Here is a 20,495-nt window from a genome sequence, read left to right as displayed (position 1 = left end):
CGTGCCGACGGAGAACGCCGTGGCCGTGGTCGGCATGGCATGCAGGCTGCCGGGCGCCGACGACACGGACCGGTACTGGGCGGCGCTGACCGGCGGCGTGGACGGGATCAGCCGGTTCACCCCCAAGTGGCTGCTGGCCCAGGGGGCGGACCCGGAATACGTGCGCAGGGAGAACTTCGTCCCGGCCATGGGGGTCATCACCGGGTCCCGCCGTTTCGACTGGCCGTACTTCCGCTACAGCCGGGCCGAGGCCGCGGCGATGGACCCGCAGCAGCGTGTCTTCCTGGAGTGCGCGACCACCGCCGTCGACGACGCGGGCATCGATCCCACCCGGTTCCCGGGCCGGATCGGGGTCTACGCGGGGGCCGACCGGGTCGGCCGCCGGGCCGACGGCTCGCTGAGCGAACTCGCCCTGTACATCGGCCAGGAGAAGGACTTCCTCGCCACGCGCGTGGCCTACAAGCTGGGTCTGCGCGGCCCCGCGCTCACCGTCCAGACGGCCTGCTCGACCTCGCTGACCGCAGTGCACCTCGCCGCGCGGGCCCTGGCCGGCGGCGAGTGCGACGCGGCACTCGCCGGGGGCGTCACCGTGATGCCCAGGGGCGAGTGGGGATACCTGTTCGAGCAGGGCGGCATCCTCTCGCCCGACGGGCGCTGCCGGCCGTTCGACGAGCAGGCCGGGGGCACCGTGCCCGCCGAGGGTGTCGCCGTGGTCGTGCTCAAGCGGCTCGCGGACGCGCTGCGTGACGGCGACCGGATAGCCGGGGTGATCGCGGGCACCGCGATCAACAACGACGGCTCGGACAAGATGGCGTACACCGCGCCGTCCGTCCCCGGCCAGAGCGAGGTGATCCGCGCCGCCCAGCGGATCGCCGGGATCGATCCGGCGGACATCGACTACGTGGAGGCGCACGGTACGGCGACCCGGCTCGGCGACCCGATCGAGGTGGAGGCGCTGACCGATGTCTTCCGCGACTCCGCAGGCACCACCGGGCAGTGCCTGCTGGGCGCGGTCAAGGGGAACATCGGGCACACCGGGGTCGTGGCCGGCGTCGCGGGGCTGATCAAGACCGTGCTGATGCTGGAGCGGGGGCAGATCGTGCCCACCGCCCACTTCACCGGCCCCAACCCGCTTCTGGAACTGGAGACTTCGCCCTTCCGGATCGCCGCGGCCAACGAGCCCTGGCCCGACCGCGGGACCCGGCTCGCGGCAGTCAGCTCCTTCGGTGTGGGCGGCACCAACGCCCACGTCCTCCTCCAGGGGGCTCCGAGCCGCGCTCCGCGCAAGGGACGTCCCGGCTTCCGCCCGCTCACCCTGTCGGCGGCCTCACCGGACGCGCTCGGACGGCTGGCCGGGGCGCTCGCCGACCGGCTCGAAGCGGCCGCCCCCGGCAAGGCGGCTCCCACGCTCGCCGAGGTGTCCCGCACCCTCGCCGAGCGGCGCGTGCACCGGCACCGCAAGGCACTGGTCGCGGCGGACCCCGCGGCGGCGGCGCGACTCCTGCGAGGCGCGGCGCAGCCCGGGCCGCCCCCGCGGAAGCTGGGCAAGGTCGCCTTCCTCTTCCCCGGCCAGGGCACCCTGCGGCACGGCGCGGGCACCGCCGCGTACCAGCTGCTGCCGGGATTCCGGGCGGAGTTCGACGAGATACGCAAGGGCGTGCGCGACGCGCACGACATCGACCTCACCCCGGTCGTCACCGACCCGGCGGACCAGGACTGGTTCGCCGACACCGTCCACCAGCAACTGGGCCTGTTCGCACTCGGCTACGCCTTCGGACGCCAGCTTCAGGCATGGAACATCCGCCCGGCCGCGATGCTGGGCAACAGCATCGGCGAGTACGTGGCCGCCGCGCTCGCCGGGGTCTGGGCCCCGCAGGACGCCGCGGACCTGGTGCACCGCCGCGCCCGGGCGATGTGGGACACCGAGCCCGGCCGCATGGTGAGCGTCGCCGCCTCCGCCGACGAGGTCGTCCCCCGGCTGCCCGGGGACGGCGAGGTCACCGTCGCCGTCGAGGCCACCGGCTCCGTCGTCCTGTCCGGACCCGAGGCGGCGATGACGGAGCTGCTCGCGGGCGACCGCCTGGCCGGACTCGGGACCACCCTGATCCACACCCGGCGCGCCTTCCACTCGAAGGCCATGGACGGGGCTGCCGAGGAGGTACGGGCCGCCATTTCGTCGATGCCCGTCCGTCCTCCGCGGCAGCCCCTCATATCCGGCACCACCGGACGACGGGCCGATCCGCAGGAGGTGACGGACCCCGGCTACTGGGCCGCGCAACTGCGCAGGCCCGTCCTCCTCGGGGAGGCGATGAGCACCCTGCTCGGCTCGGGCTGCACGACGTACGTCGAACTGGGCCCCGGCAGCTCGATGATCGGCGGCCTGCGCCGCACCCCCGGCTGGGACAGCTCCTTCACCGCGGTGCCGCTGACCTCCCGGCGCGAGGACCCGGCCGAGGCGGGGCTGCTGAGGGCGCTGGCCACCCTGTGGGAACTCGGCGCCGACCGCGCGCTGGAGGACGTGCTCGACACGGCGCCCGGAGCCGGCGAGGAGAGGCCGTCGCGCTGCTCCCTGCCGGGATACCAGTTCCTCGGAGAGGACCCGGAACAGGCGGACGAGGCCCTCCCGCCCGCGCCGGTGGCACCGCGCGCCCCGGCATCGGTATCGGCGCCGTCACCGGCCTCGTCACCGGCCCGACGGCCCGACACGCGTGCCGTGCTGGCGGAGCTGTGGTGCCGCACCCTCGGCGTCCCGGTGGCGCTCGACGACGACAGCTTCTTCGCCCTGGGCGGCGAGTCGCTCATGGCCGTCACCCTGACGGCCCAGGTCAGGGAGCTCACCGGCTGCGTGCTGTCCGTGACCGACTTCTCCCGTGCGCCGTCGTTCGGCCGGCTCGTCGAGACCGTCGAGCGGCAGTCGCCCGCGCGGCCCGCCCCGGCGGCGACGGGCACTCTCCCGGTCCCGGGGGTCGCCACCCTGGCCGAAGGCGGTCCGGGCCGGCCGGTTTTCCTCGTCGCGGACGCCACGGGCACCGCACTCCCCTACCGGGAACTGGCCGCCCTGCTGGCGCCCCTCGCCGAGGACCGGCCGGTCCTCGGACTGGAGGACCCCGGGGGTCCGCGCACCCGCACGATCCCGGCCATCGCGGCCGACCACGTCACCGCGCTGCTCCGCACCCAGCCCGAGGGCCCCTACACGCTCGGCGGATGGTCGTTCGGCGCGGTCGTCGCCCATGAGATGGCGTACCGCCTCGCACGGCTCGGCAAGCGTGTGGACCTCCTCGTGTGCCTGGACGGCTTCGTCCCGGACACCGGGGGTCTGCCGGTGTCCTTCGCCCCCGAGTTCCTGCGCGCCGGGCTGCGGTCCCAGGCCGAGGCGCTGCTCGGAATCGGCCCGATGGGACGACGCCTTGGGCGCAGCACGGCCCTGCGCAGGCAGTTCGTCGCCAATCAGGCGACGCTGCTGCGTTACCGGCCTCGCCCCGTCGCGTGCCCGGTCGTGCTCTTCAAGGCGTCGAGCGGGCCGGCGGAGGCGGACCGGCTGCGCGGCCGGTTGTCCGGGCTCTACGGGGACGGGATCCGGGTCGAGCCGGTCGGCGGCGACCACTGGTCGATGCTCACCGGCCCGTACGCGGGCGATCTGGCGCTGAAGCTGGCGCATGCACTTCCGGCCGAAGCCTCGGCCGAGCAGGGAAAGAGATGACGATGTCCGACAAACCACCGGGCGGGGTCGACACCCCTGATCCCGCAGCCGTGACGACGGCGGCCCCGGACGCGGCGACCGCGGAGACCCCGCTGCTGCGCAACGGCAACTTCCAGGCGCTGTGGACCTCCGAGGCGTTCGCCGCCCTGGCCAAGGAGGCCGCGGAGGTCGCCTATCCGCTGCTGATCCTGACCACCACCGGCTCCGCCTTCTACGCGGGTGCCGTGGGATCGGCCCAGCTGCTCACGGCGAGCGTCATGTCGATCCCCGGCGGAACCCTGGCCGACCGGGTCGACCGGCGGATGATCCTCATCGTCTGCAACCTGGTCCGCGTCGTCCTGCTCGGGCTCTTCGCCCTGCTCATCTGGACCGAGGACACCAACCCGTTCATCATCTTCGGCATCGCCGTCGGTTCGGCGGTCTGCCTGGGCGTCTCGAACCCGACCGGGCTCGCGGTCATCAAACAGCTGGTGCCTCCGTCGCAGCTCACCCAGGCGACGGCGCAGAACCAGGTCCGGTACTTCGCGGCGACCATGGGCGGCCCGCCGCTGGGCGGCTCGCTCTTCGCGGTCGGCCGGGCGTTCCCGTTCCTGAGCTCGGCCGTGGCCTTCCTGGTCTCCACGGTGCTGCTGCTGTTCATCCGCAAGCCCCTCAAGGTGGAGAACGCGGCACCGGGGGAGAAGCGCCACGCGGTGGAGGGCTTCAAGTTCCTGGCCCGGCAGCCGGTCCTGCGCCTCCTGATCATCTGGATCATGGGCTCGAACATGGCGTTCACCCACACCGGAGTCTTCCTCGCGCTGATCGCCACCGCCGAGAGCCGGGGCGCGTCCCCGGCCTTCACCGGCATGCTGCTCTCGATCGCCGGCGTCGGCGGACTGGTCGGCTCCCTGCTGGCGGGCCCGATCATCAAGCGGGTGCGCCCGCCGGTGCTCTTCCTCACCGCCGCCTGGATCGGTCCGGTCGCCGCCGTCCTGCTGGCGAACGTCTCCGGGCTGATCCCGCTCGGCATCATCGTGGCCTGCGTGTTCCTGCGCGGGCCGGTCACCAGCGCGCTGTTCCTCGCCTACCTGGCCGCCATGGCACCCGACAAGGTGCAGGGCCGCGTACTGGGCGCGGTGATGTTCATGTCGATGATCGCGGCGCCGATCGGCGTGTTCGCCGTCGGGACCATCTTCGACCTGGCGGGCGCCACCTGGGTGTTCACCACCATGGCCATCGTCTCCGCCCTCGCGGCACTGCCCACGCTCAGCCCTGTCATCCGCAAGCTCGCGCCGCCCGAGCACTACGCAGACGCCGGCGCGGCCCCCGACGCACACCCCACTCCCAAGGAGACGTGATGGCCGAGACCGACCAGCTGCCGCCGGAGTTCTTCACGGCACCCGAGCCCGGCGACACCCACGCGGCCAACAAGCGGCTGCGCGCGGCAGGCTGCCCCGTACGCGCCATCAACTACCCGCCGGGCGGCGACGCGTACGTCGTCGCCGACTACGAGACCGCGCTCAAGGGGTTCAGCGACCCCCGTCTGTCCAAGCAGGTGGAGAACTCCCCGGCCTGGTTCCGGGAGCTCCTGGAGGACAGCAGCCCGGTCCTCATACGCAACATGATCACCGCGGACGCGCCGGAGCACACCCGGCTGCGCAGGCTGGTCAGCAGGGCGTTCGTGCCCCGCCGGATGGCGCTGCTGCAGCCCCGCATCCAGGAGATCACCGACGAGATCATCGACGCCTTCCCCGAGTCGGGCGAGGTCGACCTGATGGAGTTCGCGTTCACGCTGCCCATGCGCGTCATATGCGAGTTCCTCGGCGTACCGATCGAGGACCGCCCGGAGCTGCACGCCTGGGGCTACTGGCTCAGCGGCGCCCCGTTCGCGGACGAGGAGTCGAACCGGCAGCTGAAGCTGGCGAGCGACGGGATCGAGCGCTACCTCGTCGACCTGCTGGACCAGAGACGGAGCTCCGGCCTGGGCGAGGACCTGGTCAGCATCCTGCTGAGGGCCGCCGACGAGGACGTCTTCACCAACGACGAGCTCGTCTCGACGCTCGTCCTGCTGATCATCGCGGGCCACAAGACCACGGCCAACCTGATCGGGAACGGGATGCAGGCGCTGTTCAGCCACCCGGACCAGCTGGAACTGCTGCGCTCGAAGCCGGAGCTGGCCGAGACGGCCGTCGAGGAGTTCCTGCGCTTCGAGCCCCCGGTCTACCGCGGGACGCTGCGGGTGGCCACCGAGGACATGGAGCTGGCGGGCTGCCCCATTCCCAAGGAGGGCTTCGTGCACATCCTGATGGACTCCGCCAACCGTGACCCGGAGGCGTTCGAGGACCCCGACCGGCTCGACATCACGCGCGCCTCCAACCGCCATCTGGCCTTCGGCCAGGGAGCGCACTTCTGCGTGGGCGCGCCGCTCTCCCGCGTCGAGGGGCTGGTGGCCTTCCCCACCCTGCTGCGCAGACTGCGCGGCCTGGAGCTGGCGGTGCCGCACGACCAGCTGGACTGGGTCTTCGACAACTCCACGAGCCGCGGTCTGAAGTCGCTGCCGGTGCGGTACGACGCCCGGCTGGCCTCCGACACCCTGGAGGGCTGAGATGTCCGTCCGCACCACCCTCGTCTGCCTGCCCTTCGCCGGCGCCGGCGCCTCCTTCTACCGCCCGTGGCAGCGGCTCGCCGGTGACGCGCTGACCATCCTCCCGCTGCAGCTCCCGGGCCGGGAGCGGCGGATCGACGAGGAACCGTACACGGACGCCGGAGCCGCCGCCGACGGACTGCTGGCCGACCTCCGCCACGCCCTGGACGACTCGGCGCGGCCGCACCGGATCGCGCTGTTCGGGCACAGCCTCGGTGCCGTACTCGCCTACGAGCTGGCGCACCGGCTGGTCTCCGAGCCGGGCGTCGAGCCGGCCGGGCTGTTCGTCAGCGGGTCCCCGCAGCCCGCCGAACAGCGCTCCCGGCGCGCCACCGGTCTGCCCGACGACGCCTTCCTGGCACGCGTCAACGAGTTCGCCGGCTACACGCACGAGGCGCTGGAGGACCCCGAGATGAGGGAGATGATCCTCCCCACCCTGCGGGCGGACGTCGAGATGCACGAGAACTACGTGCCGGGCACCGATCTCCCGCTGCCCGTCCCCCTCACCTCCCTGCGCGGCGCCGACGACGAGCTGGTCAGCCGCGACGAGGCCGCCGCCTGGTCGAAGGTCGCCGGAGCGGACTTCCGTTACGTGGAACAGGCGGGCGGCCACATGTACCTCACCGAGTCGCCCCGGGCACTGCTGGAGGTCGTCTCCGGCCGGCTCGGCGCGGGGGCGGGCGAGCCGTGCGCCTGAAGGGGAAGACCGTCGTCGTCACCGGGGCGGCCCGTGGCCTCGGCCGTGCCACCGCGGTGGCGTGCGCGGCCGAGGGCGCCGACCTGATGCTGCTCGATCTCTGCGGTGACCTGCCCGGGGTGCCCTACCCGCTCGGCACGGCGGGCCAGCTCGCGCACACCGCGGCGCTCTGCCGCAAGGGGGGCTCCGCGGTCGCCACGGCGGAGTGCGACGTACGTGACCTGCGGTCGGTGGAGGCGGCGATCGCCCTGGCCGAGGACCGTTTCGGCCGGATCGACGCCGTGGTCAACAACGCCGGGATCGCGGCCCCTTCGGGCAAGCCGGCGCACGAGATCGGCGAGGACGAGTGGGCGCTGATGATCGACGTCGACCTCTCCGGCGCCTGGCGGGTGATCCGTACGGTCGGCAAGGCGATGAGCGCACGCCGCTCGGGCAGCATCGTCAACATCGCCTCCACCGCCGGCCTGGTCGGTTACCGGCACTTCGCCGGGTACGTGGCGGCCAAGCACGGCCTGATCGGGCTGACGAGGGCCGCCGCCCTCGACTACGCCCCCACGAAGGTGCGGGTCAACGCCGTCTGTCCGGGCTCGGTGCGCGACGACACGGTGGTGGAGGGCCGGATGCTGGCGGAGATCGCGCGGGCTCTCGACGTGCCCGTGGGCGAGCACGAGCAGGCGTTCACCGAGGCGCAGCCGATGAACGCGCTGATCGAGCCGGAGGACGTGGCCGCGGCCGTCGTCTTCCTCGTCTCGGACGACTCCCGGCAGGTGACGGGGTCGGTCATGACCGTCGACGGCGGCTTCACCGCCCGCTGACAGAGCGTCGAACAGCCGGCTGGACAGACAGCCGGACAGACAGGGGAGGACACCCGTGCTGGGTGCACAGTGCCATGCGGTCCGCGTCCGGCTGACCGGCCCTCCGGTGCCGGAGGGGACGCTCGCCGAACGGCTGGCCGCCGCCGGGCCCTGGCGGCTGTGGGTGGACGACGTACCGGCGGGAGCGGCGGAGCCGTTCGCCGCCCGCCGCCTCGACGCCGAGATGCGGCGGCCGGCGGCCGGCGTGCGGTGTGTCCTCCTGCGGTACGACGACGGGGAGGCCGACCTGGTGGTCGTGGCGGACCGGGACCGGCTGGACCGGGGCGGGCTGCGCGCCCTGACCGCGATGCTGGCCGGGACGCGGCCCGCCGGGCCCTGCCCCGCGCCCGCCGTGAGCCGTGCCGCGCGGCCGGCCGAGGGCCCTGCGCCGGACTGGGGCCGGGGCGAGCCCGGCTCGTCCGGCCACGGCACGCACCACCTGGACCTGCCCCCCGGGCCGGGCGGCGGGCCGGGGCGGCTGACGGCCGCCCTCGCCCTCACCCTGAGCCGTTACGACGGGCACGGCTCGACGGGGATCGTGACCCTCGCCGGTTCGCTTGGCGTCGCGCGGGAGATCGCGGTGGATCCGGCCGCGACCCTCGCGGACCTCACGGCTCTGTGCGAGGCCGCCCCCGTCCCGGTGGACCGCCCCGTCACCGCCGGGCTGCTCGACGTATCCGGCCCGCAGGGGCCGACCGGTGACGACTACCTGCCCTTCCTCGCTCCCCTGTTCCCGCTGACGACCACGCTCGTCCCCCTGCCCGACGGGGGCTCACGCCTGTGGTTCTCCTACCGTCGCAGTCACTTCTCCCCCGGAGCCGTCGAGCAGTTCGCCGGGCACCTGGCCCATGTGTACGAGCTGTCGGCGCGCGCACCACGGACCCTCGTCGGCGACACGGACCTGCTGGACTCCGCCGAGCGGGACCGGGTCGCACGGCTCGGCCGCCCCCGTGAGGACTTCGCCGCCGAGGGGATCTCGCTGCTGGAGGCGTTCCGGCGGGCGGTGTCGGCGACACCCGACGCCGTCGCGGTGAGCGGCGGTGGTGTGAGCCTCACCTACCGCGACCTGGACGACAGGGGAACGCTCCTCGCCGCCGGCCTCGGGGCGCACGGTGTCCGGCGCGGCGACCGGGTCGGTGTCTGCCTGGAACGGACCGTCGAACTGGTCGTCACCATGCTCGGCGTGCTCAAGGCGGGAGCCGCGTACGTACCCACCGACCCGGCCTATCCCGCCGACCGCCTGGCCTGGACGGCGTCCGACGCCGGTCTGCGCGTGGTGGTCACGCGGCTGTCCGAGTTCCCGCGTGTCGACGGCACCACCGCGCTGACCCCCGACGAACTGCTGGAGGCGGCACCCACCGGGCCGTCGGCACCGGCGGCGGCGGGCCCGGACGACCCCGCCTACGTCATCTACACCTCGGGCTCCACCGGGCGCCCCAAGGGTGTCGTCGTGCCGCACGGCAACGTCGTCTCGCTCGTCGGGGCCACCCGTGACACCTACCGGCTCGGCACCGCGGACGTATGGACGCTGTTCCACTCCGGGGCCTTCGACTTCTCCGTGTGGGAGATCTGGGGCTGCCTGCTGACGGGCGGACGGCTCGTCGTCGTGCCCTACTTCGTCTCGCGCGATCCCGAGGAGTTCCGCGACCTGCTGGTCGCCGAACAGGTCACCGTCCTCAGCCAGACCCCGTCCGCGTTCTCGCAGTTGCTCCGGGTCGACCACGCCGGACTCCCCGTCCGGCTGGTGGTGTTCGGCGGTGAGCCGCTCGACAGCCGGATGCTGCTGCCCTGGTTCGACCGGCATCCGGAGGACACCTGCCGCATGGTCAACATGTTCGGCATCACGGAGACGACCGTGCACGTCACCGCCCAGACCGTCACCCGAGAACTCGCCCTGGCCGGCTCACGCTCCGTGGGGCCCGCCCTCCCCGGCTGGCACCTGTACGTCACCGACGCGCACGGCAGGCCGGTACCGCCGGGGGTGACCGGCGAGATCTGCGTGGGCGGGGCCGGAGTCGCCACCGGCTACCTCGGCCGGCCCGAACTGACCGCACAGCGGTTCGTGACCGATCCCGTCACCGGCGGGCGGATGTACCGGAGCGGGGACCTCGGACGGCTGCTGCCCGACGGCAGGCTGGAACACCTCGGACGGATCGACAGCCAGGTCAAGATCCGCGGCTTCCGCATCGAGCTCGACGAGATCCGCTCCGTACTGCTGGAGGACCCCGGCGTCCGTGCGGCCGCCGTGGTCGTCCGCCGCGACGATCCCGACGACCCGGCCGCCGCACGGCTGGACGCCTACGTCGTACCGGCCGAAGGCTTCGCCGACATCCCGGGCATCCGCGGACGCAGCGCCGGGGTCCTGCCCGGCCACATGGTCCCCTCCACGGTCACCGCCGTGGACGCGCTCCCCCTCACGACGAACGGCAAGCTCGACACCGCCCGTCTCCCCGTGCCGTCCAGGTCCTCCGCCGCCCCTCGGCAGCAGGCCACCGGCCCCGGGGCGGCGGCCGGGCTGCCCGAGGCGCTCCTGGACATCTGGGCGACCGTCCTCGGCACACCCGTGGGCCTGGACGACGACTTCTTCGAACTGGGCGGCAACTCGCTGTTCGCCGTTCGCGTCAGCGCCGCACTTCGCGCCCGCGACCTGCCGTCCCTGCCCCTGCGCGACCTCTACCGCACGCCGACGATCCGCGCCCTGACCGGGGGCGCCTGACTGCGTGCGCCTCCGGCGGACGGCCGGAAACGGCCCGTTCCGGATGCCCCGTCGCCGCCGAGGCGTCGAGACCCGGGCCCGCCGGACTCGCGTGTCCGGTGGGCCCCCGGGGCGTCAGTCCTTGGCCAGGACGAAGGACGCCGGCTGGACGGTCGTGCCCGGGACCTCGGCCTCCAGCAGGTACGTCCCCGGGCCCGCGGCCTTGACCGGCGGTTTCGCGCACCGGGGGGCGCTCCCCTTCCGGTCCCACTCCACGGTGTGGACGACCGTCGCTCCCGCCGGGACCCTCAGGAAGAGGGCGCCGCCCTTGGGGCAGTCCGCGGAGGACCACACCTGCGCGTCGTCCTCGCCGGCCTCGGTGACGGTGAGCACCGCGCTCTTCGGGCCGAAGTCTGCCTTGCAGTCGGCGGCCGAGGTGTTCCTGGCGGTGATCCGGAACTTCGGCTCTTCGTCCGGTGCGTAGCTGATCTCCGTCCTCAGGCTCAGCCGCAGGGCGGAGGGTGCGCAGTCGGCGAGCGAAGAACCGGCCGGCACCTGCTGGCCGCCCGTGCCGCCACCGGTGCCCGCGGTCGCACCCGCCGATGCGGAGGAGCCTGCTCCACCGGTGGCCGAACCTGTCGCGCCGCCCGTTCCGGCGGCTCCGCCGTCCGACCCGGATCCCGCGTCGCCGCCGGTCCCGGAGCCGCCCGACTCGTCGCGTCCGCCCGGGGGTTGGCCGACGACGGGACCTGAACTCGAGGGTCCCGGAGTGATGGACGGAGCGGGGTCCGAGCCTCCCGGCTTTCCGTCGTCCTTCGCGCCGCCACCGCCGCCACCCGAGGTGACGGCCCACGCGACCACGGCCGCGAGCAGCGCGATCACCAGCACCGCTACTGCTCTCCTACGCCAGTAGATGCTGGAGGGAAGCGGCCCGACCGGATTGCGCATAGAACCCACGGACCGAACTGTACGAGAGATCACGCCCAACTCCGGCCCCCAACCGCCGCTCTGATCGACAATTCTCCGGATCATCATCACGGAACGGCCGCTCCCGGGCGCTTCCATCCGCTTTGCACCGGATCGAAGATCATCCGTCCGGCACGGAAGATCGTCCGCCCCGTACGAAGGGACAGAACGGGTGGCTTTATCACCACGTGAGCCGTCCGCCGGGCGCGACACCCCCCGAGGCCGTGCACATCGTGTGCTCTTCCGTGCCAGGATCGAGAGTGCGATGACTGCCACGACTGCGACACAGACGCCCCCTGCCTCCCTCCATGCCCCCGTCATCGGATGGTTCGAGCAGCACGCCCGCGATCTGCCCTGGCGCCGCCCCGAAGCGGGTGCCTGGGGTGTGATGGTGAGCGAGTTCATGCTGCAGCAGACCCCGGTGAACCGGGTCCTCCCGGTCTACGAACAGTGGATGGCCCGCTGGCCGCGCCCCGCGGACCTCGCCGCCGACGCACCCGGAGAAGCCGTCCGCGCCTGGGGCCGGCTCGGCTACCCCCGGCGCGCGCTCCGGCTCCACGGGGCGGCACAGGCAATAACGGAACGGCACGGAGGGGATGTGCCGAGCGAGCACGGCCAGTTGCTCGCACTGCCCGGCATCGGGGAGTACACGGCGGCGGCCGTGGCCTCGTTCGCCTACGGGCAGCGCCATGCGGTACTCGACACGAACGTGCGCCGGGTGTTCGCCAGGGCCGCCACCGGCATCCAGTACCCGCCGAACGCGACAACCGCGGCCGAACGCAAGCTCGCCCGCGCCCTGCTCCCCGAGGAGGACGAACGCGCGGCCGGCTGGGCAGCGGCCACGATGGAGCTCGGCGCCCTCGTGTGCACCGCGAAGAACGAGGACTGCACCCGCTGCCCGATCGCCGACCGGTGCGCCTGGCGGCTGGCCGGCAAGCCCGCACACCAGGGCCCGCCCCGACGCGGCCAGACCTACGCCGGCACGGACCGGCAGGTCCGCGGGCGGCTGCTCGCGGTGCTGCGCGACGCCGTCACACCGGTGCCGCAGTCCGCGCTGGACGCGGTGTGGGAGGAGCCCGTGCAGCGGGCCCGCGCCCTGGACGGGCTCGTGGCCGACGGCCTGGTCGAGCCCCTCGCGAACGGCCGGTACCGGCTTCCCCTCACCTGACCCACGCCCAGGAGCACGGCTGTCCATCGGCTGTTACACAACCGATGGACAGCCGTGCGCCCGTGTACGGCTGCTCCGCACAGCCTCGTGACAACGCCTCCGTAACGTCACCGGACGTCGGCACCGGAACCTTCCGGCCGACGGCTGTACACGGGGATTCACGGGGACGGAGGCGGTTGTCATGGCGCAGAGCGAGGTGCTCGGCTTCGAGGAGTACGTACGGACCCGGCAGGACGCGCTGCTGCGCAGCGCCCGCCGGCTGGTCCCCGATCCGGTGGACGCGCAGGACCTGCTGCAGACCGCGCTGGTCCGCACCCTCGGCCGCTGGGACGGCATCGCCGACAAGTCCCTCGCCGACGCGTATCTGCGCCGCGTCATGATCAACACGCGTACGGAGTGGTGGCGGGCCCGCAAGCTCGACGAGGTCCCCACCGAGCAGCTGCCCGACGCGAGCGTCGACGACGGTGCCGAGCAGCGAGCGGACCGCGCCCTGCTCATGGACGTCCTCGGGGTGCTGGCTCCGAAGCAGCGCAGCGTCGTCGTGCTGCGACACTGGGAGCAGATGAGCACGGAGGAGACGGCCGCGGCGCTCGGGATGTCCGCCGGCACGGTGAAGAGCACGCTGCACCGTGCCCTGGCACGCCTGCGCCAGGAGCTGGAGGACCGTGCCGCCCGGAGCCGTGAGGCCGAGGAGACGTTGGCGCGGATCCCCGCGCAGCGGACCAGGCGTCATGACGAGCGGGGGCGGGAGCGGTGCGCGGCCTGACGGGCAGCACGGGGGGCAGGACGAGGGGTCCGGGCCTGGGAAGGCTCGGAGCCGGTCTGACGGCGGGGAGTTCGGCGGTGGCCGGGCTCGCCGCCTTCGGGCTGTTGTGCTCCGGCTGTTCCGCCGGGGGCACGGGTACGCGCGACGAGGGCCCCGCGAGCACCCAGCAGGTCGCCCGGGCGACGCCGTCGAGCACGGTTCCCGCGGGGACGGCGACGCCCGCCCCCCGGGTGAACGCCGTGAAGCTCGTCATGGGCGACCCGAAGGTCAGCCGGCAGTTCAAGGACGACCTGAAGCCCTGCACCGGTGACGAGTACCCGATCGACACCTCGTACGGCACGCTCACCGGCGGCTCGGCCGCCGACGTCGTGGTCAACGTGATGACCTGCGGCGATTCGGTGGGGGTCGGCACGTACGTCTACCAGCGGCGCGCCGACGGCTCGTACGGCAACGTCTTCGCCACCGAGGTGCCCGCGGTCTACGGCACCATCGACCGGGGGGATCTGGTGGTGACGACCCAGGTGTACGGGTCGAAGGACTCCGTCACCTACCCCTCGGGCGAGGACGTCGTCACCTACCGCTGGACCGCCGGCCGCTTCGCCGAGACCGACCGGGTGCACAACGACTTCAACCGAGCCGTCGGCAGCGGGGAGGGTGACCTTCCCGCACCGCAGACGGCGCAGAACTGAGAGCCGCCCGCATGGCCGAGACCCATGTCCTCTTCGTCGAGGACGACGACGTCATCCGCGAGGCCACCCAGCTCGCACTGGAGCGGGTCGGCTTCGCCGTCACCGCGGTACCCGACGGCCTCCAGGGCCTGGAGGCCTTCCGGGCCGACCTCCCCGACATCGCGCTGCTGGACGTGATGGTTCCGGGCCTGGACGGGGTCAGCCTGTGCCGGCGCATCCGCGACGAGTCGACGGTGCCCGTGATCATGCTCTCCGCCCGGGCCGACGCGATCGACGTGGTGCTCGGGCTGGAGGCCGGGGCCGACGACTACGTCACCAAGCCGTTCGACGGGGCGGTGCTCGTCGCCCGCATCCGCGCCGTGCTCAGGCGCTTCGGCCACGCGACGGGCACGGGGCCCGGCACACCCGCGGCGACGGGCGGGGCACAGGACGAGGCGAGCGGGGTGCTGGTCTTCGGCGACGTGGAGATCGACACCGAGGGCATGGAGGTCCGCCGCGAGGGTGCGCACGTGGGTCTCACCCCCACGGAGATGCGGCTGCTGCTGGAGTTCTCCGCGGCACCCGGCACCGTGCTCTCCCGGGACAAGCTCCTGGAACGGGTCTGGGACTACGGCTGGGGCGGGGACACGCGCGTCGTGGACGTACATGTGCAGCGGCTGCGGACCAAGATCGGGCAGGACCGGATCGAGACGGTCCGCGGCTTCGGCTACAAGCTGCGCGCATGAGGCGGCTGGCCTTGCGGACCGGGGTCCGCTGGAAGATCAGCATCGCGATCGCCGCCGTCGGCGCCCTGATCGCACTGGCCCTGAGCCTCGTCGTCCACAACGCCGCCCGCGTCTCGATGCTGGAGAACGCCCGCGAGGTGCAGCTGGAGCGGCTGCTGTTCGCGCAGCGGCTCTACGAGGCGGGGAACACGCAGAAGCCGTCGCCGAAGTTCGGCGCCAAGATCAACGACCCGTCGCTGCCGGGCAGCCTGCGCGAACAGATCCGGGAGAACCGGCGCGCCACCCATGTCGACGAGTACGGGGACGGGGTTCCCGACGTCTGGGCAGCCGTGCCGCTCGCCAACGGCGACGTCCTGTCGCTGCACACCCGGTTCGCCGACCGCAGCTCCATGATCATGGGGGACCTCGACCGGGCCCTGATCATCGGCTCGGTCTCGGTCGTCTTCGGCGGCTGCGCACTGGGCGTCCTGATCGGCGGCCAGCTGTCCCGGAGGCTGCGCAAGGCGGCCGCGGCGGCGGGCAAGGTCGCCCAGGGCAACACGGAGGTACGTGTGCGGGAGGCCGTCGGCGGGGTCGTGCGGGACGAGACCGACGAGCTGGCCCGCGCCGTGGACGCGCTCACGGACGCGTTGAACGAGCGCATCGAGGCGGAGCGCCGGGTGACCGCCGACATCGCCCATGAGCTGCGCACCCCGGTGACCGGGCTGCTCACCGCGGCCGAGCTGCTGCCCCCCGGCCGGCCGACGGAGCTCGTACGGGACCGGGCCCAGGCCATGCGGACCCTGGTCGAGGACGTCCTGGAGGTGGCCAGGCTGGACAGCGCCTCGGAGCGGGCGGAGCTGCAGGAGCTGCCGCTCGGCGAATTCGTCAGCCGGCGGATCCGGCTGCTGGACCCGGAGATCACGGTGCGCGTGCTGCACGAGTCCTGGGTGTCCACCGATCCGCGGCGGCTGGAACGCATCCTGGGCAACCTGCTGGGCAACGCCGCCAAGCACGGCGCCGGCCCGGTCGAGGTCACGGTCGAGGGCCGGGTGGTCCGGGTCCGCGACCACGGGCCCGGTTTCCCCGAGGCGCTGCTCCAGGAGGGGCCGAGCCGGTTCCGTACCGGGAGCAGCGACAGGGCCGGGCGCGGCCACGGTCTCGGCCTGACCATCGCCGCGGGGCAGGCGCGGGTCCTGGGGGCCAGACTGACCTTCCGCAACGCGGGGCCCACAGGGGGCGCCGAGGGCACCGGCGGGGCAGTCGCCGTGCTGTGGCTGCCCGAGCACGCGCCGACGAACACCGGAAGCTTCCCCGTCCTGCCGCCGGGCACGGGCTGAGAACCGGGAGCGGCCCGAAGCGGGGACCCTAACCCGGGGAGGAGCCCGGGTGCGGCCGAGAACCGGGAGCGGCCCGAAGCGGGGACCTACCCCGGGGAGAAGCCCGGGGCCGGCCGAGAACCGGGAGCGGCCCCGAGGCGTCTCGCGTCCCCGGGGCCGATCGTCGTGTCAGGGCCCAACCGCGCCCCTGGTCCGCTCAGACCGCCTGCGACTCCATCGCCGCGGCCCGGCCCTTCGGCGCGGTTCCGTCGCCGTCCTCGGGTGCGTCGGGCCCGGCCATGCCGCGCAGCGGGACCTCCTTGACGAACAGCGCCGCCACCAGGGCCACCACCGCGACCGAGCCGCCCACCAGGAACGCGATGTGCGTCCCCGAGGCCACGGCGTACTCGTACGCCTCACGCACGGCGTCGGGCAGCTTCGCCAGGCTGGAGGCGTCGAGCTGCGCGGACTGCTCGGTCGCCCCGCCACCCCCGCGCGCCGCCATCTCGTCCTGCACCCGTCCGGTGAACAGCGCGCCCATGATCGCGACACCGAAGGAACTGCCGAGCGTGCGGAAGAGGGTGGTCGCGGACGACGCGACGCCCATGTCCTTGAGCTCGACGCTGTTCTGGGCGACGAGCATCGTGATCTGCATCAGGAAGCCCATGCCGGCGCCGAGCACCGCCATGTAGACACCCGAGGTGAAGCGCGTGGTGCCGGTGTCCATGGTGGCGAGGAGGAACAGGCCCGCGACCATGAGGACGCTGCCCAGGATCGGGAAGATCTTGTACTTTCCGGTGCTCGTGGTGACCCGGCCCGCGACGAGCGAGACGATCATCATGGCGAGCAGCATCGGCAGGAGCAGCAGCCCCGAGTTGGTGGCGGACGCGCCCTGGACCGTCTGCTGGTACAGCGGGAGGAAGAGCACCGCTCCGAACATCACGAAGCCGGCCATGAAGCCGACCACCGACATCAGGCTGAAGTTGCGGTTGCGGAAGATGTGCAGCGGCATGATCGGTTCGGCGGCCTTGGTCTCGACGAAGACGAAGCCGACGAGGGAGGCCACGCCGAGCGCGATGAGCTCCATGATCACGGCCGAGTCCCAGGCGTACTCCGAACCGCCCCAGGTGGTGACCAGCACGATCGCGGTGATGCCCACGGTGAGGAGCGCGGCACCCAGGTAGTCGATCCTGGCCTTCGACCGCTCCTTGCGGGGCAGGTGCAGCACCACGGTGACCATGGCCAGCGCGACAGCGCCGAGCGGGAGGTTGATGTAGAAGCTCCAGCGCCAGCCCAGGTGGTCGGTGATCGCGCCGCCGACCAGCGGTCCGCCGATCATGGCGAACGCCATCACGCCGGCCATCATGCCCTGGTACCTGCCGCGCTCACGGGGAGGCACGAGGTCACCGAGGATGGCCATGACACCGACCATCAGACCACCGGCGCCGAGGCCCTGGACCGCGCGGAAGCCGATCAGCTGGCCCATGTCCTGGGCCATCCCGCTGAGCACCGAGCCGATCAGGAAGACCACGATGGACGTCAGGAAGATGCCCTTGCGTCCGTAGAGGTCGCCGAGCTTTCCCCAGATGGGGGTGGAGGCAGCGGTGGCCAGCGTGTAGGCCGTCACGACCCAGGACAGGTGCTCCAGGCCGCCGAGGTCTCCGACGATCGTCGGCATCGCGGTGCCCACGATGAGGTTGTCCAGCATGGCCAGCAGCATCGTGATCATCAGGGCGAGAACCACCACCCTGACGCTGCGTGCCGGTGGTTCGGCCGGCCGGTCCGCCGCCTTCTTGAGCTCCGCCATGTCCTTCTCCCCTGATCCCCTGGTCGCGCTGTCTGCCACCGGCCCGACACTTACTTGCCGCCCGGCTAGTTGGCTACACTGAGGGAAGGTAGACCCGTAACTAGCCGGTCGTCAAGTAAGTTCTTGGGAGAGTCGCATGGGCAGCACGCCGCAGCCGCGCCGGGGCAACACCCGCCAGCGCATTCAGGACGTGGCCCTGGAGCTCTTCGCCGAGCAGGGGTACGAGAAGACCTCGCTCCGCGAGATCGCCGAGCAGCTACAGGTCACCAAGGCGGCGCTGTACTACCACTTCAAGACGAAGGAAGACATCCTCGTCAGCATCTTCGAGGACCTGAACCGGCCGGTCGAGGAGCTCCTGGAGTGGGGCAAGGCGCAGCCCCGCACCCTGGAGACGAAGAAGCAGATCCTGATCCGCTACAGCGAGGCACTCAAGGCCGCCACGCCGCTCTTCGTCTTCATGCAGGAGAACCAGGCGACGGTGCGCGAGCTGAGCATCGGCCACACCATCAAGCACCGGGTCATCTCGCTGGTCGACCTGATCAAGGAACCCGACGCCGCTCTCACCGACCAGGTGCGGTGCTTCAGCGCGCTCTTCACCATGCACGCCGGGATGATGGCCCTCAGGGACGCCGAAGGCGACCCCGAGGAGAAGCGCGAGGCTGCTCTCGAGGTCGCCATCGAGCTGGTGACCAAGGCCCATGACCACGGGCCCGCCGCTTAGCGGCCGGACGGTGTCCGTCAGATGTGGACGTGCACGGAGTTCAGGTACGAGACCGGGTTGATCGCCGAGCCGTAGTTCGGGGTCGTCCGGATCTCGAAGTGCAGGTGCGGGCCGCTGGAGTTACCGGTGTTGCCGGACAGGCCGATCTTCTCGCCCGTCTTCACACGGTCGCCGATCTTCACGCCGATCTTCGACAGGTGCGCGTACTGCGAGTACTTGCCGTTGGCGTGCTTGATCACGATGGCGTTGCCGTACGCGGGACCGTCGCCGCCGCCGTTCGGGCCGGCCTTGACGACGCGGCCGGTGTGCGCGGCCTCGACCTTGGTGCCGATCGGCACCGCGAAGTCCTGACCCGAGTGCTTGCTGGCCCAGCGGTCACCGCCGGTGCCGTAGGTGGCACTCAGTACGTACTTGTTGACCGGGGCCTCCCAGGAGGCGGCCTTCTTCTTCGCCGCCGCCTTCTTCTTGGCAGCCGCCTTCTTCTCGGCCTCGGCCTTCTCGGCCTTGCTCATCTTCGCCTTCGCGGCGGCCTTGCTCTGGGCGGTCGCCTGCTGGGCGACGGAGTCGGCGGTGGCCGCGCCGGCGAGGGCCGCGGTGTCCGCGGTGCCCGTCGTGCCGGACGCGAACGCCGCGCCCGCGCCGAACACCATCGACGCACCCAGGCCTGCGGCCACGACGGCGCCACTGACGCGGGACATGGACGGGCGGCGGGAGTGCTGGAACGTAACGCGCTTCGACATGCGGGGAGAACCTCCGGGGTGACTGGACCCGGTGCTCGACCGGGCTTGCTCCACCTTGGTAACCCGCACCCCCCACAACACTCAAACACCCCATCTACGAACAAAAGCCGTAGCTGAGGGGGCGGGAATTCCCCGCCGCAGCCAGGCCCGGAGGCCATGGACGATCTTGCGGACAAATTTCGCGAAGCGGGTTTACCCGCAGCTCTGAAGGCATCCTTCCTGGACACAGCCTTGCAACAGGGGCATACCGCCCCAAACACCGAAAGTCTCCCCGGAGGCGGGCCGAAGGTCCTTCGGCCGGCCACGGCAACTTCCCCTAAGACCCCTAGTAGGCCTCTCGGGGCCTGTGCGCCTTGTCACCGCCGGTGGGTCCGAAGCCTGCCCGTTTCGGGACGTTCGGCACTGCGGGCCGGCCTCACCGACTCGCACCTGCGCGACGCACCGGTGCGGCAGCGCACGGCGCCACCCACGACAGGGCGTCTCCCGGCTCGCACCGGGACGCCCCGCCCGAGTCCCGGCCTCGCCCCGCTCCGGCCCTGTACTTCCCGGCCCGCGGTCGGCAGGAACGCCGCGACCGGCCCGCAGCCGGCACGAGCTGCGTGAACCGCCCACGGCCGGCAGGAAAACCGCACGACCGGCATCGGCCGGTCGGCACGACCGGCCGATGCCGGAAACGCCCCTGCACGAGTCGCCCGTCGGCCGGCAGGCCAGGTGCCGCAGCCGGGAACTCGGCAGTTCCGCCGGTCACCGCAGGACGTGACCCCGTCGGCACCGCAGGACGTGACCCGGTCGGCGGCCGGACACCGCAGGCGCCGGCGGTCCACCTGGCCGTTGCGGCTGCCGAGCGGCGGTACGCGCCCACGGGAGGGCTCCCAGGCCCTGTACAGGCACCCATGGGCCTTTCCTTGTGCCCCCGGGCCCCCGGGCCCCCGCTCCATCCGACCGCGCGGGAGGACTCGGCACGTACGCACGTACACGCACGTACACGAAAAAAGGGGCTGCCCCGGACCGAAACCGGTCCGGGGCAGCCCCTTCGACGCTCGGGC

The 20,495-nt window shown here is 72.5% G+C and carries 15 protein-coding genes; 12 read left to right on the top strand and 3 right to left on the bottom strand.

The window, feature by feature from the left end:
* Position 1: 1 nt before the first annotated feature.
* Genes P8A20_RS19960 through P8A20_RS19935 form a run of 6 tightly spaced genes read left to right on the top strand, consistent with a single transcriptional unit; the run spans position 2 to position 10,590 of the window.
* Entirely contained in the window at positions 2-3,700 is a 3,699-nt protein-coding gene (locus tag P8A20_RS19960) for a type I polyketide synthase (RefSeq protein WP_306103964.1), read from the top strand.
* A 2-nt stretch (positions 3,701-3,702) separates the two neighbouring features.
* The gene (locus P8A20_RS19955; protein ID WP_147958874.1) at positions 3,703-5,037 is read left to right on the top strand and encodes an MFS transporter; all 1,335 of its coding nucleotides are present in this window, start codon (positions 3,703-3,705) and stop codon (positions 5,035-5,037) included.
* Complete coding sequence (locus P8A20_RS19950) at positions 5,037-6,284, top strand: cytochrome P450 family protein (protein WP_147958873.1); 1,248 nt, start codon at positions 5,037-5,039, stop codon at positions 6,282-6,284. The genes P8A20_RS19955 and P8A20_RS19950 overlap by 1 nt, the downstream gene beginning before the upstream one ends.
* A gap of 1 nt (position 6,285) precedes the next feature.
* Entirely contained in the window at positions 6,286-7,020 is a 735-nt protein-coding gene (locus tag P8A20_RS19945; protein WP_306103963.1) for a thioesterase II family protein, read from the top strand.
* Complete coding sequence (locus P8A20_RS19940; RefSeq protein ID WP_147958161.1) at positions 7,011-7,835, top strand: SDR family oxidoreductase; 825 nt, start codon at positions 7,011-7,013, stop codon at positions 7,833-7,835. Before P8A20_RS19945 ends, P8A20_RS19940 begins: the two co-directional genes overlap by 10 nt.
* Before the next feature lie 55 nt (positions 7,836-7,890).
* Positions 7,891-10,590 carry a non-ribosomal peptide synthetase gene (locus tag P8A20_RS19935; protein ID WP_306103962.1) on the top strand — a complete coding sequence of 900 codons (2,700 nt, stop codon included), beginning with the start codon at positions 7,891-7,893 and terminating at the stop codon, positions 10,588-10,590.
* A 114-nt stretch (positions 10,591-10,704) separates the two neighbouring features.
* Here P8A20_RS19935 and P8A20_RS19930 read toward each other — a convergent pair whose 3' ends face one another.
* A complete protein-coding gene (locus P8A20_RS19930) occupies positions 10,705-11,517 on the bottom strand; it encodes a hypothetical protein (protein WP_306105175.1) in 813 nt (270 codons plus the stop codon).
* 283 nt (positions 11,518-11,800) lie between these two features.
* Between P8A20_RS19930 and P8A20_RS19925 the strand changes: the two genes are divergently transcribed.
* The 5 genes from P8A20_RS19925 to cseC all read left to right on the top strand — a co-directional run bounded on the left by P8A20_RS19925 (position 11,801) and on the right by cseC (position 16,202).
* The gene (locus P8A20_RS19925; protein ID WP_306103961.1) at positions 11,801-12,703 is read left to right on the top strand and encodes an iron-sulfur binding domain-containing protein; all 903 of its coding nucleotides are present in this window, start codon (positions 11,801-11,803) and stop codon (positions 12,701-12,703) included.
* Positions 12,704-12,884: 181 nt separating this feature from the next.
* Complete coding sequence (locus P8A20_RS19920) at positions 12,885-13,469, top strand: SigE family RNA polymerase sigma factor (RefSeq protein ID WP_147958871.1); 585 nt, start codon at positions 12,885-12,887, stop codon at positions 13,467-13,469.
* 77 nt (positions 13,470-13,546) lie between these two features.
* On the top strand, positions 13,547-14,158 hold the full coding sequence (locus P8A20_RS19915) for a hypothetical protein (protein ID WP_147958870.1): 612 nt from the start codon (positions 13,547-13,549) through the stop codon (positions 14,156-14,158).
* Positions 14,159-14,169: 11 nt separating this feature from the next.
* Entirely contained in the window at positions 14,170-14,883 is a 714-nt protein-coding gene (gene cseB / locus P8A20_RS19910) for a two-component system response regulator CseB (RefSeq protein ID WP_147958869.1), read from the top strand.
* Positions 14,880-16,202, top strand: coding sequence for a two-component system sensor histidine kinase CseC (cseC, locus tag P8A20_RS19905; protein ID WP_147958868.1), 1,323 nt, complete (start codon positions 14,880-14,882; stop codon positions 16,200-16,202). Before cseB ends, cseC begins: the two co-directional genes overlap by 4 nt.
* 196 nt (positions 16,203-16,398) lie before the next feature.
* Here cseC and P8A20_RS19900 read toward each other — a convergent pair whose 3' ends face one another.
* Positions 16,399-17,988, bottom strand: coding sequence for an MDR family MFS transporter (locus P8A20_RS19900; RefSeq protein ID WP_306105174.1), 1,590 nt, complete (start codon positions 17,986-17,988; stop codon positions 16,399-16,401).
* 136 nt (positions 17,989-18,124) lie between these two features.
* Between P8A20_RS19900 and P8A20_RS19895 the strand changes: the two genes are divergently transcribed.
* Complete coding sequence (locus tag P8A20_RS19895) at positions 18,125-18,709, top strand: TetR/AcrR family transcriptional regulator (RefSeq protein WP_147958867.1); 585 nt, start codon at positions 18,125-18,127, stop codon at positions 18,707-18,709.
* Between the two features lie 17 nt (positions 18,710-18,726).
* Here the strand turns inward: P8A20_RS19895 and P8A20_RS19890 are convergent, their stop codons facing one another.
* Complete coding sequence (locus P8A20_RS19890; RefSeq protein WP_147958866.1) at positions 18,727-19,449, bottom strand: M23 family metallopeptidase; 723 nt, start codon at positions 19,447-19,449, stop codon at positions 18,727-18,729.
* Between the last annotated feature and the right edge of the window lie 1,046 nt (positions 19,450-20,495).

Origin of the sequence: Streptomyces sp. Alt3, from assembly GCF_030719215.1 — a bacterium.
GTDB lineage: Bacteria > Actinomycetota > Actinomycetes > Streptomycetales > Streptomycetaceae > Streptomyces > Streptomyces glycanivorans.
This window is presented reverse-complemented; position numbering and strand designations above follow the sequence as displayed.

Bases quoted from the DNA above. Each gene is read 5' to 3' on its own strand.
- P8A20_RS19930 (WP_306105175.1), bottom strand. From the start codon at position 11,517: ATGCGCAATCCGGTCGGGCCGCTTCCCTCCAGCATCTACTGGCGTAGG.
- P8A20_RS19950 (WP_147958873.1), top strand. From the start codon at position 5,037: ATGGCCGAGACCGACCAGCTGCCGCCGGAGTTCTTCACGGCACCCGAG.
- cseB (WP_147958869.1), top strand. From the start codon at position 14,170: ATGGCCGAGACCCATGTCCTCTTCGTCGAGGACGACGACGTCATCCGC.
- P8A20_RS19945 (WP_306103963.1), top strand. From the start codon at position 6,286: ATGTCCGTCCGCACCACCCTCGTCTGCCTGCCCTTCGCCGGCGCCGGC.
- P8A20_RS19890 (WP_147958866.1), bottom strand. From the start codon at position 19,449: ATGTCGAAGCGCGTTACGTTCCAGCACTCCCGCCGCCCGTCCATGTCC.
- cseC (WP_147958868.1), top strand. From the start codon at position 14,880: ATGAGGCGGCTGGCCTTGCGGACCGGGGTCCGCTGGAAGATCAGCATC.
- P8A20_RS19900 (WP_306105174.1), bottom strand. From the start codon at position 17,988: ATGGCGGAGCTCAAGAAGGCGGCGGACCGGCCGGCCGAACCACCGGCA.
- P8A20_RS19955 (WP_147958874.1), top strand. From the start codon at position 3,703: ATGTCCGACAAACCACCGGGCGGGGTCGACACCCCTGATCCCGCAGCC.
- P8A20_RS19895 (WP_147958867.1), top strand. From the start codon at position 18,125: ATGGGCAGCACGCCGCAGCCGCGCCGGGGCAACACCCGCCAGCGCATT.
- P8A20_RS19925 (WP_306103961.1), top strand. From the start codon at position 11,801: ATGACTGCCACGACTGCGACACAGACGCCCCCTGCCTCCCTCCATGCC.
- P8A20_RS19920 (WP_147958871.1), top strand. From the start codon at position 12,885: ATGGCGCAGAGCGAGGTGCTCGGCTTCGAGGAGTACGTACGGACCCGG.